The sequence below is a fragment of the Sphingomonas sp. Leaf62 genome (assembly GCF_001421915.1).
In the GTDB taxonomy this organism is placed as follows: Bacteria; Pseudomonadota; Alphaproteobacteria; order Sphingomonadales; family Sphingomonadaceae; genus Sphingomonas.
In genome coordinates this window covers 1-14,348 of record NZ_LMLN01000010.1, presented here as the reverse complement: position 1 = coordinate 14,348, position 14,348 = coordinate 1, and the positions used below count along the sequence as shown (strand labels likewise).

General features: G+C 65.4%; 13 protein-coding genes and 1 riboswitch. Of the genes, 8 read left to right on the top strand and 5 right to left on the bottom strand.

The genetic code is table 11. The features are described from left to right. Positions 1 to 55: 55 nt before the first annotated feature. Together rdgB and rph are read right to left on the bottom strand one after the other, a co-directional pair. Positions 56 to 685, bottom strand: coding sequence for an RdgB/HAM1 family non-canonical purine NTP pyrophosphatase (rdgB, locus tag ASE91_RS06450; RefSeq protein WP_056624021.1), 630 nt, complete (start codon positions 683 to 685; stop codon positions 56 to 58). Then, entirely contained in the window at positions 682 to 1,398 is a 717-nt protein-coding gene (rph, locus tag ASE91_RS06445; RefSeq protein WP_056002477.1) for a ribonuclease PH, read from the bottom strand. Before rph ends, rdgB begins: the two co-directional genes overlap by 4 nt. Positions 1,399 to 1,515: 117 nt before the next feature. On the opposite strand from rph, the gene ASE91_RS06440 reads away from it, so the two are divergent. The 6 genes from ASE91_RS06440 (at position 1,516) to ASE91_RS06415 (ending at position 7,796) form a co-directional block, all read left to right on the top strand. Continuing rightward, positions 1,516 to 2,016: a DUF6438 domain-containing protein gene (locus ASE91_RS06440; protein ID WP_056624018.1), complete on the top strand. Its 501-nt coding sequence runs from the start codon at positions 1,516 to 1,518 to the stop codon at positions 2,014 to 2,016. Positions 2,017 to 2,190: 174 nt separating this feature from the next. Continuing rightward, positions 2,191 to 3,231: a heat-inducible transcriptional repressor HrcA gene (hrcA, locus tag ASE91_RS06435; protein WP_056624015.1), complete on the top strand. Its 1,041-nt coding sequence runs from the start codon at positions 2,191 to 2,193 to the stop codon at positions 3,229 to 3,231. A 20-nt stretch (positions 3,232 to 3,251) separates the two neighbouring features. Beyond that, positions 3,252 to 3,809 (top strand): nucleotide exchange factor GrpE, encoded by a 558-nt coding sequence (locus ASE91_RS06430; protein WP_056002486.1) that lies wholly within the window; start codon positions 3,252 to 3,254, stop codon positions 3,807 to 3,809. Between the two features lie 80 nt (positions 3,810 to 3,889). Further along, positions 3,890 to 6,589 (top strand): [protein-PII] uridylyltransferase, encoded by a 2,700-nt coding sequence (locus tag ASE91_RS06425; RefSeq protein WP_235530358.1) that lies wholly within the window; start codon positions 3,890 to 3,892, stop codon positions 6,587 to 6,589. 39 nt (positions 6,590 to 6,628) lie between these two features. After that, positions 6,629 to 6,835 carry a hypothetical protein gene (locus tag ASE91_RS06420; RefSeq protein ID WP_056624009.1) on the top strand — a complete coding sequence of 69 codons (207 nt, stop codon included), beginning with the start codon at positions 6,629 to 6,631 and terminating at the stop codon, positions 6,833 to 6,835. A 211-nt stretch (positions 6,836 to 7,046) separates the two neighbouring features. Then, positions 7,047 to 7,796 (top strand): helix-turn-helix domain-containing protein, encoded by a 750-nt coding sequence (locus ASE91_RS06415; RefSeq protein WP_056624006.1) that lies wholly within the window; start codon positions 7,047 to 7,049, stop codon positions 7,794 to 7,796. Positions 7,797 to 7,945: 149 nt separating this feature from the next. On the opposite strand, the gene infC is transcribed toward ASE91_RS06415, so the two are convergent. The 3 genes from infC to ASE91_RS06400 form a co-directional block, all read right to left on the bottom strand. Next, positions 7,946 to 8,479 carry a translation initiation factor IF-3 gene (infC, locus tag ASE91_RS06410; RefSeq protein WP_055758887.1) on the bottom strand — a complete coding sequence of 178 codons (534 nt, stop codon included), beginning with the start codon at positions 8,477 to 8,479 and terminating at the stop codon, positions 7,946 to 7,948. Positions 8,480 to 8,542: 63 nt separating this feature from the next. Beyond that, the gene (thrS, locus tag ASE91_RS06405; protein ID WP_056624003.1) at positions 8,543 to 10,555 is read right to left on the bottom strand and encodes a threonine--tRNA ligase; all 2,013 of its coding nucleotides are present in this window, start codon (positions 10,553 to 10,555) and stop codon (positions 8,543 to 8,545) included. A 137-nt stretch (positions 10,556 to 10,692) separates the two neighbouring features. Next, a complete protein-coding gene (locus ASE91_RS06400) occupies positions 10,693 to 11,493 on the bottom strand; it encodes a hypothetical protein (protein ID WP_056624000.1) in 801 nt (266 codons plus the stop codon). Between the two features lie 207 nt (positions 11,494 to 11,700). Continuing rightward, a riboswitch (cobalamin riboswitch) is annotated at positions 11,701 to 11,924 on the top strand. Positions 11,925 to 12,050: 126 nt separating this feature from the next. On the opposite strand from ASE91_RS06400, the gene ASE91_RS06395 reads away from it, so the two are divergent. Beyond that, positions 12,051 to 13,028: a putative oxygenase MesX gene (locus ASE91_RS06395; RefSeq protein ID WP_056623995.1), complete on the top strand. Its 978-nt coding sequence runs from the start codon at positions 12,051 to 12,053 to the stop codon at positions 13,026 to 13,028. Between the two features lie 28 nt (positions 13,029 to 13,056). Further along, a complete protein-coding gene (locus tag ASE91_RS06390; RefSeq protein ID WP_056623990.1) occupies positions 13,057 to 14,085 on the top strand; it encodes a methionine synthase in 1,029 nt (342 codons plus the stop codon). Positions 14,086 to 14,348 lie beyond the last annotated feature (263 nt).

Sequence of the window (14,348 nt, the reverse complement as noted above, 5' to 3'; positions counted from 1 at the left end):
GGGGGGCGCGGGCCGGCACCGCAAAACGCGCAACCGCGCGTTTTCAAACAGCCTCTCAGAACACCGCCTTCACCAACTGCGCAAAGGCATCGGCACGGTGGCTGATCGAATGCTTGTGATCGGGATCGATCTCGCCATAGCTCTGGTCCATGCCGTCCTGAACGAACATCGGGTCATAGCCGAAGCCATGCTCCCCGCGCGGCGGCCAGACCAGCTTGCCGTCGACGCGCCCTTCGAACCATTCGACATGACCGTCGGGCCATGCGAGCGCCAGTGCGCAGACGAAGTGCGCCGCGCGGCTGTGATCCGGGCCGGTCGCCTGCATTCGGTCCTCGACCAGCCGCATCGCCGCGGTGAAGTCCTTGGACGCCCCGGCCCAGCGCGCCGAAAAGATGCCCGGCTCGCCGTTCAACGCCTCGACGCACAGCCCGCTGTCATCGGCCAGTGCTGGCAGGCCCGACAGGTCGGCGGCCTGCAACGCCTTCAGCTCGGCATTGGCGACGAAGGTCGTGCCGGTCTCTTCCGGTTCGGGCAGGTCGAGCTCGCCCGCCGAGATCGGGGTGACGCCATATGGTCCGAGCAGCGCCGCGATCTCGCGGATCTTGCCGGGATTATGGCTGGCGATCACCAGCTTGCCCGGTTGTAACTTGCGGATCGCCTGTCGGTCCTTGCCCTCGCCGCTCATCGGCCGGTCGCCCGCAGCTGTTCGGCAAAGATCCGGCCGCAGCCGATGCGGGCGAGCCGCAGCAGACGTAACAGCGCCTCCTCGTCATAGCATGCGCCCTCGGCGGTGGCCTGTACCTCGGCGATGTTGTTATCGCTGGTGAGCACGAAATTGGCATCGGCATCGGCGGCCGAATCCTCGATATAGTCGAGGTCGAGCACCGGCGTACCCTGATGGATGCCGCAGCTGACCGCCGCGACCTGCCGGCTGATCGGGTCAACCTCCAGCTTGCCCTCACGCATCAATCCGTCGACCGCGAGCCGCAGCGCGACCCACGCGCCGGAGATCGACGCGGTGCGGGTGCCGCCATCGGCCTGGATCACGTCGCAATCGAGCGTGATCTGCCGCTCGCCCAGCGCTTTCAGGTCAACGACCGCGCGCAGCGATCGCCCGATCAGCCGCTGGATTTCCTGCGTACGGCCCGACTGCTTGCCCTTGGCCGCCTCGCGGCTGCTGCGGGTATGGGTGGCGCGGGGGAGCATGCCATATTCCGCCGTCACCCAGCCTTCGCCCTTGCCGCGCAGCCATGGCGGCAGGCGCTCCTCGAGCGATGCGGTGACTAGCACCTTGGTATCGCCGAATCCGATCAGGCACGATCCTTCGGCATGGCGGGTGAAGTTCGTCTGGATCGTGATGCTGCGCATTTCGTCGGGGGCGCGGCCGGATGGGCGCATGGGAATCTCCTGAAATTTCGTGAAGTCCTAGCCGTCCGTTCATCGCCGCGCCAGTCGCCGCGCGGTACGCCGCTGTAACGGGTCCGGAACGACGGGTCCGCAACAGGGAGCCACTTCATGAAGATCATTGCCTTGGGACTGCTGCCGATGCTCGGGGGCTGCGTCATGGCGGTCGGCAATACGACCACCGAAACCGCACCGGTCGCGATCGAGCGGGAGACGATCAGCTATGAGACGTCGCCGTGCTTCGGCACCTGTCCGGTGTACCGCGTGACGATCCAGCCCGATGGAACGGGCGTGTTCGAGGGGCGGCGCTTCACGAAGGTGGTCGGCACCCGCGAATTCAGGGCGACGCCGGGCAAGTATCGCGCGTTCGCCGCGAAACTGCAGCCATACCGTCCGCAGCAGGGTGAGCGGCTGGTCCAGCCGGGCCAGCCGGGATGCGACAATGCGCCGACCGACATGCCCGCGGTCGATGTCCGCTGGAACGAACTGTCAGGCGCGTCGCAGCATCTGTCCTTCTATTATGGCTGCCGGATGCGCGATCAGCGGATGAACGAGGCGCTGCGCTCTGCGCCGAATGAGTTGCCCATCCGGGCTTTTATCGAGGCAAACTAAATCCTCCCCGGCACGGGGAGGGGGACCAGCGAAGCTGGTGGAGGGGGAGCGCGGCAATCGGAACGGCTGCGGTGCGTGGGCCAACCCCCTCCACACCGCTTCGCCGCGGTCCCCTTCCCCGCGAGCAGGGAGGATATGCTTTTCCGCGAGCGGAGTTCACCCTACATTCCCCCCATGGCCCAACCGATCCATGAATTGACCGACCGCGCCCGCGACGTGTTTCGGATCGTGGTCGACAGCTATCTGTCGACCGGTGCGCCGGTCGGGTCGCGGACCATCGCGCAACTGTCCGGCCTGAACCTCTCGCCCGCATCGATCCGCGGGGTGATGCAGGATCTGGAGGAAGCCGGCCTGCTCGCCGCACCGCATGTCAGCGCCGGGCGAATGCCGACCGAAACGGGTCTCCGCCTGTTCGTCGACGGCATGATGCACGCGATGGAGCCCTCCGCGCAGGAACGCGCGACGATCGAGGCGCAGGCCGATACCGCCGGCCCGGTCGAGGAAGCACTGGCCGGCACCGCCGCTGCCTTGTCCGGCCTGTCCGCCAGTGCCGGCGTGGTGCTGGTTCCCAAGCGCGAACCGGTGCTCAAACAAGTGTCGTTCGTGCCGCTGTCGGGCACCCGCGCGCTGGCGGTGCTGGTCGGGGCCGACGGATCGGTCGAAAACCGGGTGCTCGATGTCGCGACCGGGACCAGCGTCACCGCTTTGGTCGAGGCGGGCAATTACCTGACGGCGCGGCTGTCGGGCCTGACCCTGAGCGAGGCCCGCGCGCACATCCTCCGCGAGATCGGGCAGGAACGCGCCGAACTCGATGCGACCGCCCGCGCGCTGGTCGAGGCTGGTCTGGCGATGTGGAGCGAGGATGGCGGGCATCGCCCGGTGCTGATCGTGCGCGGACAGGCCCGGTTGATCGATCCCGCCGCCGCCCACGATCTCGACCGCGTGCGCCAATTGCTCGACGAACTGGAGGGCAAGGAAGAGATCGCCCGCCTGCTCGAATCGGCACAGGACGGCGATGCCGCGCGCATCTTCATCGGATCGGAAAACAAATTGTTCGCATTGACCGGATCGTCGGTCATCGCCAAGCCGGTCCGTGCGCTGGACGGGCGCGTGGTCGGCGTCGTCGGCGTGATCGGGCCTGTCCGGTTGAACTATGCGCGCGTCGTGCCCATGGTGGATTTCACCGCCGCGACCCTGACGCGGCTGCTCGGCTGACAGGACAAGAAGAGACCGGAATGAACGACACTCCCGCCAACGACGATACGAACGACCTGCGCGAAGCCACCGCCGAGGCCGCGCCCGAAGTCGCCGAAGCGGATCGCCTCGCCGACCTCGAAGCGAAGCTGGCCGATTCGCAGGCCGAAACCCTGTACGCCCGTGCCGATCTGCAGAATGTGCGCCGCCGCGCCGAAAAGGAAGTGGCCGACGCCCGCGCCTATGCCGCGACCGCGTTCTCGCGCGACATCCTGTCGGTGGCCGACAATCTGTCGCGCGCGCTGTCGGCGATCCCCGACGACCTGCGCGGCGACGACCGGCTGAAGGGCCTGATCGTCGGCCTCGAAGCGACCGGGCGCGAGCTGGAAAGCATTTTCGGCCGTCACGGCATCACCAAGATGGTGGCGGTCGGCGAAGCGCTGGACCCCAACAAGCATCAGGCGATGTTCGAAGTGCCGTCGAACGACGTCGCACCGGGCACCGTCGTGCAGGAAATCCAGACCGGTTACATGATTCGCGACCGGTTGCTCCGGCCGGCGCTGGTCGGCGTGGCCAAGACGCCGGAGGGCGGCGCCTGAGCGACACGGTTCGGCCCGACCTGGCCACGCCGCCCCGGTTCGAACGGATCGTCCACCCGGAGGCGATCGTTGAGCCGGCGGTGCTGGCGGCGTCGCTCGCGGCACTCTGCACCGGCGGTCAGGACGGCACGGCACTGCGTCGTGCCGCGACGGCCGTGCTGCGCGACGCGATGGTGCGTGGCCGGGCGGAGATCGAACGGCGACTGAATGCCAACCCCAGCCACGGGCTGGAGACGTCCGCCGCCTATGCGTATCTGACCGACGCGATCCTCGTCGCGCTCACCGGCTTCATCGTCGAACACGTCCACCCGAACCATAATCCGACCGCGGCCGAACGGATGACGCTGATCGCGGTCGGCGGCTATGGCCGGGGGGAAATGGCCCCGCATTCGGACGTCGATATCGGCGTGCTGACGCCGTGGAAGCAGACGCCATGGTCCGAACAGGTCATCGAATCGATCCTCTACGCGCTGTGGGATCTGGGGCTGAAGGTTGGCCATTCGTCGCGTTCGCTCGACGAGATGGTGCGGCAGGCGAAGGGCGACGTCACGATTCGCACCGCGCTCGTCGAGGCGCGCTATGTGTGGGGCGATACGACGCTCTATGCCGAGGCGGCGCAGCGCTTCAAGAACGAGGTGCAGGACGGGACCGCGCGCACCTTCATCGCCGAAAAACTGGCCGAGCGCGATGCCCGGCACAAGCGGATGGGCGACACCCGCTATGTCGTCGAACCCAATGTGAAGGAGGGGAAGGGGGGGCTGCGCGACCTGCACGCCCTCTTCTGGATCGGCAAATACGCCTATAACGTCCGCCGCGCCGCCGATCTGGTGCGGGTCGGCCTGCTGAGCGCGCCCGAATTGCGCAAGTTCAATCGGGCCGAGGATTTCCTGTGGGCGGTGCGCTGTCACCTCCATCTCATCACCGGCCGGGCCGAGGAACGGCTGACGTTCGATGTGCAGACCGAGATCGCGACGCGGATGCGCTATAGCGACCGGGTCGGCAAATCGCGCGTCGAACGCTTCATGCAATATTATTTCCTGCAGGCGAAGCGGGTCGGCGACCTGACGGGCATGTTCCTCAGCCATCTCGACGAAACCTATGCCGCGCGGGGCAGCCGGTTCGGTTTCCCGCGGCTGCGGCGGCGGCCGCGGCGGTTGAACGGCTTCGTCCTCGACCGCGGGCGTCTCGCGCTGCCCAAGGACGATTTCTTCGCGCAGGACCCGGTCCGGTTGATCGAAATCTTCGCGCTTGCCGATCTGCACGGGCTGGAAATCCATCCGCTGGCGATGCGCGCGGCATCGCGTGACGCGCGTATGGCGGCGCATGTTCGTTCGCACCCCCGCGCCAACCAGCTGTTCCTCGACGTGCTGACGTCCCCGCGCGATCCCGAGCTGGTGCTGCGCTGGATGAACGAATGCGGCGTGTTTGGCCGCTTCATTCCCGATTTCGGCCGCATCGTCGCGCAGATGCAGTTCGACATGTACCACCATTACACCGTCGACGAGCACACGATCCGCATGATCGGCCTGTTGTCGCAGGTCGAACGCGGCATCTGTCGCGAGGAGCACCCGCTGTCTACCGCCCTGTTCGGCGGCATCGTCCAGCGGCGCGCGCTGTTCGTCGCCGTGCTGTGCCACGACATTGCCAAGGGGCGTGGCGGCGATCATTCGATCCTCGGTGCCGAAGTCGCCGAACGACTGTGCCCCCGGCTGGGCCTGACCCCGGCCGAGACCGAGACGGTCGCATGGCTGGTCCGCTATCACCTGTTGATGTCGGCAACGGCGTTCAAGCGTGACCTTAGTGACTTTAAGACGATCCTCGACTTCACCAGCGTCGTGCAATCGCCGCAGCGGCTGCGCATGCTGCTGGTCCTGACCGTCGTCGATATCCGCGCGGTCGGTCCCGGCACGTGGAACGGGTGGAAACGGCAGTTGCTGACCACCTTGTTCGAAACCGCCGAGGAAGTGCTGCGCCTGGGCCACAAGCAGCGCGGACGTGACGAACGCATCGCCGAAAAGCAGGAACGGCTGCGTGAGACGCTGGGTTGGGACAAGGATACGCTGGCGGCCTATGTCCGGCACCTGCCGCCCGCCTATTGGATCGCCGAGCCCGACGACGTGATCGCCGCCAATGCGCGGATGGTCGATCAGGCGGGCGACGTGCGCCTGACGATCGAAACCAGCGTCGACGAGGATCGCGGCGCGACCGTCGTCACGGTCCATGCCGCCGATCATCCGGGGCTGTTCTACCGCATCGCCGGGGCGATCCACGCGGCGGGCGGCAACATCATCGATGCGCGCATCCATACGACCCGTACCGGCATGGCGCTCGACAATTTCCTCGTCCAGAATCCGCTCGGCGGTCCGTTCGACGAAGCGGGGCAGTTGCAGCGGCTGAAGACCACCATCGCCGATGCGCTCGCCAACCGGATGAAGCTGACCGACCGGTTGGCCGCCAAGCCGTTGTCCCGCCCGCGCGCCGATGCCTTCCCGATCGAGCCGAACGTCCTGATCGACAATGCCGCGTCGAATCGCTTCACCGTGATCGAGGTCAATGCCCGCGACCGGCCCGCGCTGCTCCACCATCTGGCGCAGGCGCTGTTCCAGTCGAAGGTGACGCTGCACTCCGCCCACGTTGCCACCTATGGCGAACGCGCGGTCGACACCTTCTACGTTACCGACCTGACCGGCGACCGCATCACCGGCCAGTTGCGGCTGAAGTCGCTCGAACGACGGATGCTCGACGCGGCGGCAGGCAAGGATTTCAGCGCCTTCGCGTAATCCCTTGCGAATCGATGGGGATTGCAGCAGGATCGGGTTATGGACCTGATCCTGCTGGCCGTACTGGTCATCGCCGTGCTGCTGATCGCCCTCGTCGCGATCGCATCGCACCGTCGCAAGCTCCGCCATGCCGGGGCAGATGACGGGGGAGACCTCATTTGCGGATGGTTCGACGGGGCCAGCACGTCGGCGGACTGCGGCAGCGACGGTGGTGGCTGCGACGGCGGCGGAGGCGGCGGCGATTGAGCGGCGATGCCGGTTCGCCCAGTCGGCAGACTGCAGGAAGTGTGAATGCTCTGGACTGGGGGCGGCAGAGTCCGGCCTCGGTTTACGGAAGCGCGTACTTGCCTCGATGCCCGACTGCCATCGGTAAGGAACAGCAATGATCCCGATCGGTCGGCAAAGTACCAGACGACCGTACTTTCCCGGCGGATGAACGCATCCTATCCGGCGGGACATGGAAAGCAGTAATGATCTGGCCAAGCTGACCGAGCGGGAAAAGGTCTGTCTGAGGCAATGGCTCCAGCACAAGTCTGCCAAGGAGATCGCCGTCGATCTGGGCATTTCGCATCACGCGGTCGAAAAGCGGCTGAAAATGGCGCGCCTGAAACTGGGTGTCGCATCCTCCTTGCAAGCCGCGCAGATGCTCGACGCGGCAGAAGGGTACCAGCAAGCCGTACCCCAGACGCCGGCCCTCGCGTCCAGTGCTGGTGGAGGTCAATCGACGTTCATTCGTCCATTGGTATTGGGAGCAATCGCTATGAGCCTTATCGCGGCAACCCTGCTGGCACTTATGTGGCAGCCTTTGGAACGATCTACTCCTGCCGCCGGGGATCAACGGCTCATTCGAGAGTATGACCAGCAACTCGACGCAGTACTGAACGCGTTGCTCACTGCCGCCGAGATTGCGCCAGACGGCGAAATCATTCTCCGAAATCCGGTGGCCGACGAGCGTTTCATCCGGTTTGGCAGCGGTTATTATTGGCAAATCAGCGGAACCGGACAGGAAGATTTCCGGTCGCGCTCGCTGGCAGGGCGCACACTTGTGCCGAAGGTTCATACCCCATCGACGGCAGCACTTTCCTATGAGTCCAACCAATTTCCGAATGAGCCGCTGCGGGTCGTCGAGCGTACGGTCCGGCTGACGGGCAGCGACGTCGAGTGGCGCTTCATGGTCGCGCGGTCCTGTCGCGAATTATGTCGATGACTCTTTGAGCCGATCAAACCGCGCGCGGGCGTTCGGGCCTTCCCCAAGCGCTCCCATGCAAACCAGCGCAACCCGACAAACGGAAAAGCCGCCACGTCCACTCAAGGACATGGCGGCTTTTCAGTGCCGCAAGTCAGACCAACCGGCGCTTATTTCGGCGACAACACCATCAGCATCTGCCGGCCTTCCATGCGCGGATAGGCTTCGACCTTGGCGATTTCCTGCGTCGCTTCGGCGACGCGCTGCAATACCGCCATGCCGAGCTGGCCATGGCTCAGTTCGCGCCCGCGGAACCGCATCGTGACCTTCACCTTGTCGCCTTCGGTGATGAACTGCTCGACCTTCTTCATCTTCGTATCATAATCATGATCGTCGATGTTCGGACGCATCTTGATCTCCTTGATCTCCTGCGTCTTCTGGGTCTTGCGCGCGAGGTTCGCCTTCTTCTGCGCCTCGTACTTGAACTTGCCCACGTCGAGGAACTTCGCGACGGGCGGGTCTGCGTTCGGCGACACCTCGACCAGATCGAGTCCGACCTCCTGCGCCTGCGCCATCGCTTCGCGCGTGAACATCACACCCAGATTCTCGCCCTCATGGTCGATCACGCGGACCTTCGGCGACTGGATGAACTCGTTGAATCGGGGGCCGTTCATCGGCGGCGGCGCATTCGGGCGACGCATCATGGGCGGACGGATAGGTGCTGCTCCTTCAGTGTTCGAAACTTCTATATAGTCAATTCTGCACGATTACGAAAGGTTCCGCGCAAGATCGGGTGCCAGCGATTCCGCCGACAGCATTGCGACCAGTTCGTCGAGCGTGATGACCGACTGTCCCTGACTGCCCAGACGGCGCAGCGCGACGGTGCGTTCCTCCGCCTCGCGCTTGCCGACCACGACCAGCGCCGGGACTTTGGCGAGCGAGTGTTCGCGCACCTTGTAGTTGATCTTCTCGTTGCGCTGGTCGGTTTCCACCCGGATACCCGCCGCCTTCAGCGCCGCCGCGACCTCGTTGGCATAGTCGTCGGCATCGGACACGATCGTCGCGACCACCGCCTGCACCGGCGACAGCCACATCGGCATGCGGCCCGCATGATGCTCGATCAGGATGCCGAGAAAGCGTTCGAACGTGCCGAGGATCGCCCGGTGCAGCATCACCGGGCGGTGGCGATTGCCGTCCTCGCCGACATAGGTCGCGTCGAGTCGTTCGGGCAGCACCCGGTCCGACTGGATCGTGCCGACCTGCCACGTCCGCCCGATCGCGTCGGTCAGGTGGAATTCGAGCTTGGGGGCATAGAACGCCCCTTCGCCTGGCAGTTCCTCGAACTTCGCCTTGATGTCCTCGGACAGGTTCGACGACAGCACCGCCTCGCGCAGCTCCGCCTCGGCCGTGTCCCACATCGCATCCGACCCGAAGCGCTTCTCCGGGCGCAGCGCCAGCTTCACTGCATAATCGGTGAAGCCCAGATCGCGATAGACCGAGTCGAGCAGTTCGCAGAAGTCGCGAACCTCCTGCACCAGCTGATCCTCGCGGCAGAAGATGTGCGCGTCGTCCTGCGTGAACTGGCGGACGCGCATGATGCCGTGCAGCGCGCCATGCGGTTCGTTGCGGTGGCAGCAGCCGAATTCGGCCATGCGGATCGGCAGGTCGCGATACGACTTGATCCCCTGACGAAAGATCAGGACGTGCGCCGGGCAGTTCATCGGCTTCAACGCCATCATGTCGGCATCGGCGCTGACGATCGCGCCCTCGTCCTCGGTATTCGGGATTTCGTCGGGCACCACGAACATATTCTCGCGATACTTGCCCCAATGGCCCGACTGTTCCCATTGCCGCGCGTCCATCAGCTGCGGCGTCTTCACTTCCTGATAGTCGGTCGCGTCGAGCCGGCGGCGCATATACGCCTCCAGTTGCCGCCACATCATGTACCCCTTGGGGTGCCAGAAGACCGAACCCTGCGCTTCGGACTGGAGGTGGAACAGGTCCATCTCCGCGCCCAGCTTACGATGGTCGCGCTTGGCGGCCTCCTCCAGCCGGGTCAGATGCGCGTCGAGCTGCTTCTTCGACAGCCATCCGGTGCCGTAGATACGGCTAAGCATCGCGTTCTTCTGGTCGCCGCGCCAATAGGCACCCGACACGCGGGTCAGCTTGAACGCCTGCGGATCGAGCTTCGCCGTCGATTCGAGGTGCGGCCCGCGGCACATGTCGAGCCACTGGCCCTGCCGGTAGATGGTCAGCTCTTCACCCTCGGGCAGTTCGGCGGCCCACTCCGCCTTGAAGGTCTCGCCCTGCTGCGTCCAGCGGTCGATCAGCTGCTGGCGGGTCACGACCTCGCGCTCGAACTTCTCGCCCTTCGCGATGATCTTGCGCATCTCCGCCTCGATCAGTGGCAGGTCCTCGTCGGTGAAAGGCCCACGGCCCGGCGCGGGCGCGAAGTCGTAATAGAAGCCGTCGTCGGTCGCCGGACCGAAGGTGATCTGCGTGCCCGGGTAGAGCGTCTGCACCGCTTCGGCGAGGACGTGCGCGAAGTCGTGGCGATGCAGTTCGAGCGCATCGGCCTCGTCCTTCGTCGTCACCAGCGCCAGCGCCGCATCGCCGTCGAACGGTCGGTTCAGGTCGCGCACCTGCCCGTCGACCCGCGCGGCGATCGCCGCCTTGCGCAGACCCGGCGAGATCGCGGCGGCGATGTCGGCCGGCGTAGTGCCCGGCGTCACCTCACGGACGGCACCGTCGGGGAGGGTGATGCGGAACAATGCGGACATGCGAAGCGACCTGACATGCAAGGGAGATAAACGCCTGCCGACTAGCCGCTGGGGGCGGGGAGGGCAAGGACACGCGCGCTCCTACTCGCCCACACCGTCCTTCCGGCGAAGGCCGGAATGGCGGCAAGCGTCAGGGATCACTCCACCGCCGCGCCCGCGTCGGTATAGGTGATCCGGATGCGGACCCAGCTGCCGATCAGCGGCCGCCCGCCGACGCGCGGCGGCAGGATGCGGAATTGCCACGCCGCCTGTCGCACCGCGCCGGCCAGGCCCGATCCGCGCGCCGACTGGCCGATTTCGCGGCAATCGGTCACCTGATTGTTGGGAATGGTCCGGCACGCGACCTCGCCCCAGCCCTGTTGCGCGCGGCGGGGCAGATAGGTCGCCAGCTCGGTATGGGTCGGGCGGCGGTACCAGTCGGCGGCGTAAAGGCGCTCGCCGCCACCGCTGCCGCCGCCGGTATCGGCCTCCGCATCGCCGTCGCCGCTGTCACCCGTCGCACTGCCGGTGCCGACCCCCTCCGCGCTGCGGGTGCCGGGGGTGATGGCGGCCCGTGCGAATTCGCGGCCGGTCATCGGAATGACCTTTGACCAGACGTCGGACGAACGGTCGGCGGGGACCGGCGGGGGCGGCGGAACCTCGGGCGGCGGCGTCACCGTCGCGGTGGGCGGGGCGGTCGCGGCGCTGCCGGCGGCGGCCTTGCGCTGGACCTGTTTGGCCGGGGCGGCGGCGGGCGCGACCCGGTCGGCGGGCAGCATGTCGACGACCAGCGGAGATTTCTCACCCGGCGGCGGCGACATCATCGTGGGGGCGATGCGCAGCAACAGCCACAGGATCAGCACATGGATCGCGACGACCAGCACCAGCGTCGTCAGGCGCCGCGACAGCGGCGGCGGGCTTTGCGCGGAGAACCGTTGTTGAATCACCTGCGTCGCCACGCCGAAGCCCCTAGCGCAGCCGAAGCGCAAGGGCGACGGGAAAGAACGCGTATCGCCGGCCAACCGACAAACGGCGCGCGTGGCGCGAGAGATTGTCGAGCGTCGTCCCGTATAGCGGTCATCATCGCCGTACCCATCTTCGCGCAGAGAACATCACCGTCATATAAAGATATCTTTATATCATCATTGACAGTCCTAGCCCGATGGTGTTGAACGCCCATGTCGAGGTTCCCTATCCCAGGCGTGGCGATGGGGCTAAGACGGGAAGCCGGTGGTGTCCTTCGGGGCAGAATCCGGCGCTGCCCCCGCAACTGTAAGCGGCGAGCGGCGGCTCCATTTCGTGTCACTGGGTTCCCGCAAGGAGCCTGGGAAGGCCGGAGCCACCGCAGTGACCCGTGAGCCAGGAGACCTGCCTTTCGACGCCATAACGTTCCTCGGACGGGGGTTCCTCCGGTGGATCGCGCTTGATGCGACGGTCCGTGGCGTGATGCCTTCCCGGCCCGTCCGTACCCTGCGCGCTTTCGCCAGACCTCCCGCCCGCAAAGCTTGGGTGAGTCATGACGAATAGCGGCTTCACGTTTACGCTCAGCAGCTTGTCCTTCGACGAGGAGTATCGTCCGGCCGACAACACGCGCATCACCACCAACTTCGCCAATCTCGCACGGGGGACAAGCCGGCAGGAAAATCTGCGCAACACGCTGGCGATGATCGACCATCGCTTCAACGCACTGATGCACTGGGACAATCCTACGGGGGATCGCTACGCGCTGGAGCTGACGATCGTCTCGGCCGCGCTTCGGACCGGCAAGGACGCCGAACCCTTCCCGCTGATCGAGATCCTGCACACGGTCGTTATCGACCGGACCCGCGGCGAGCGGACCGACGGCATGGTCGGCAACAATTTCTCCTCCTATGTCCGGGACTATGACTTCAGCGTCGTCCTGCCGGATCACTTCAAGGCCGGGGGCAGCGGCGCGCCGGAGGGGTTTGGCGACCTGCACGGCAATCTGTTCAAGCAGTTCCTCGGTTCCGGCGCCTATCGCGACCGTTTCCGCAAGGCCCCGGTCATCTGCCTGAGCGTGTCGAGCAAGGAAGTCTATCACCGGACCGCCAACACGCATCCGATCCTCGGCGTCGAATATCGCACCGGCCGTTCCTCCGCGACCGACGCCTATTTCGCGAAGATGGGCATGACGGTGCGCTACTTCATGCCGCCGCACGGCGTCGCGCCGCTGGCCTTCTATCATATCGGCGATCTGGTCAGCGAGTACACCAACCTCGAACTGGCCAGCACCATCGCCACGATGGAGACCTTCCAGAAGATCTATCGGCCGGAGATCTACAACGCCAATTCGGTAGCCGCCGAGCAATACCGGCCGAGCCTGACCTATCAGGACTATTCGCTGACCCGCATCGTCTATGATCGCGAGGAGCGCAGCCGGCTCGCCGCCCGGCAGGGCAAGTTTGCCGAGGAGCATGTCATCAAGCCGCATGGCGCCGCGCTCCGGCGCTGGTCCGCGACCTGCGGCCTGTGATTCCCAGCTACACGAAAGATTTTGCATCATGACGACCCTGTTGCCGACGACCACCGCGGGCAGCCTGCCCAAGCCTTCCTGGCTCGCCCGGCCCGAGACCCTGTGGTCACCGTGGAAACTGGAGGGCGACGAACTGATCGCGGGCAAGCAGGACGCCTTGCGTCTGGCGGTCGACGATCAGCGGCAGGCGGGGATCGACATTCTCGGTGACGGCGAACAGACCCGCCAGCATTTCGTCACGACCTTCATCGAGCATCTGGACGGCGTCGATTTCGAGAAGCGCGAGACGGTACGCATCCGCAACCGCTACGACGCCAGCGTGCCGACGGTCGTCGGCGCCGTCTCGCGGTCGAAGCCGGTCTTCGTCGACGACGCCCGTTTCCTGCGCGCCCAGACCGAACAGCCGATCAAATGGACGCTGCCGGGACCGATGACGATGATCGACACCCTGTACGACGCGCACTATCGGAGTCGCGAGAAACTGGCGTGGGAATTCGCCTGCCTCCTCAACGAGGAAGCCCGCGAGCTGGAGGCGGCCGGCGTCGATATCATCCAGTTCGACGAACCCGCGTTCAACGTCTTCTTCGACGAAGCCAATGACTGGGGCATCGCCGCGCTGGAGCGCGCGGCCGAAGGACTGAAGGCTGAAACCGCCGTTCACATCTGCTACGGCTATGGCATCAAGGCGAATACCGACTGGAAGAAGACGCTCGGCTCCGAATGGCGCCAGTATGAGGAAACCTTCCCCAACCTGCAAAAGTCGACGATCGATATCATTTCGCTCGAATGCCAGAATTCGCGCGTGCCGATGGACCTGATCGAACTGATCCGCGGCAAGAAGGTAATGGTCGGCGCGATCGACGTCGCCACCGACACCGTCGAGACGCCCGAGCAGGTCGCCGACACGCTGCGCAACGCACTGCGCTTCGTCGACGCCGACAAGCTTCTGCCCGCCACCAATTGCGGTATGGCACCGCTGTCGCGCGACGTCGCGCGGGGCAAGCTGAAGGCACTGGGTGCCGGTGCGGAAATCATCCGCAAGGAATTGGCGGCTTGACCACGAACAGGCGACAGGGGCGGTCAATACGGGAGTATTCAGGGTAGATACCATTCTCTAACGGCCGCGGATGACGTCTATATCCTTACCATTCTCTTCAGGGTGATGGTCGCGGCGATCATCCCTGTTGGCTATGCCGGCAGGAAAAATTCTCGATTTGCCAATGCAGGGTGTATGACGGATGCGGTGCATGCGAAGGGTGGACTTGCCCCGCTTAAGTGGAGAGGCATTTGCTCAGCGTGACGCGGTTCGTTCGAACTGCG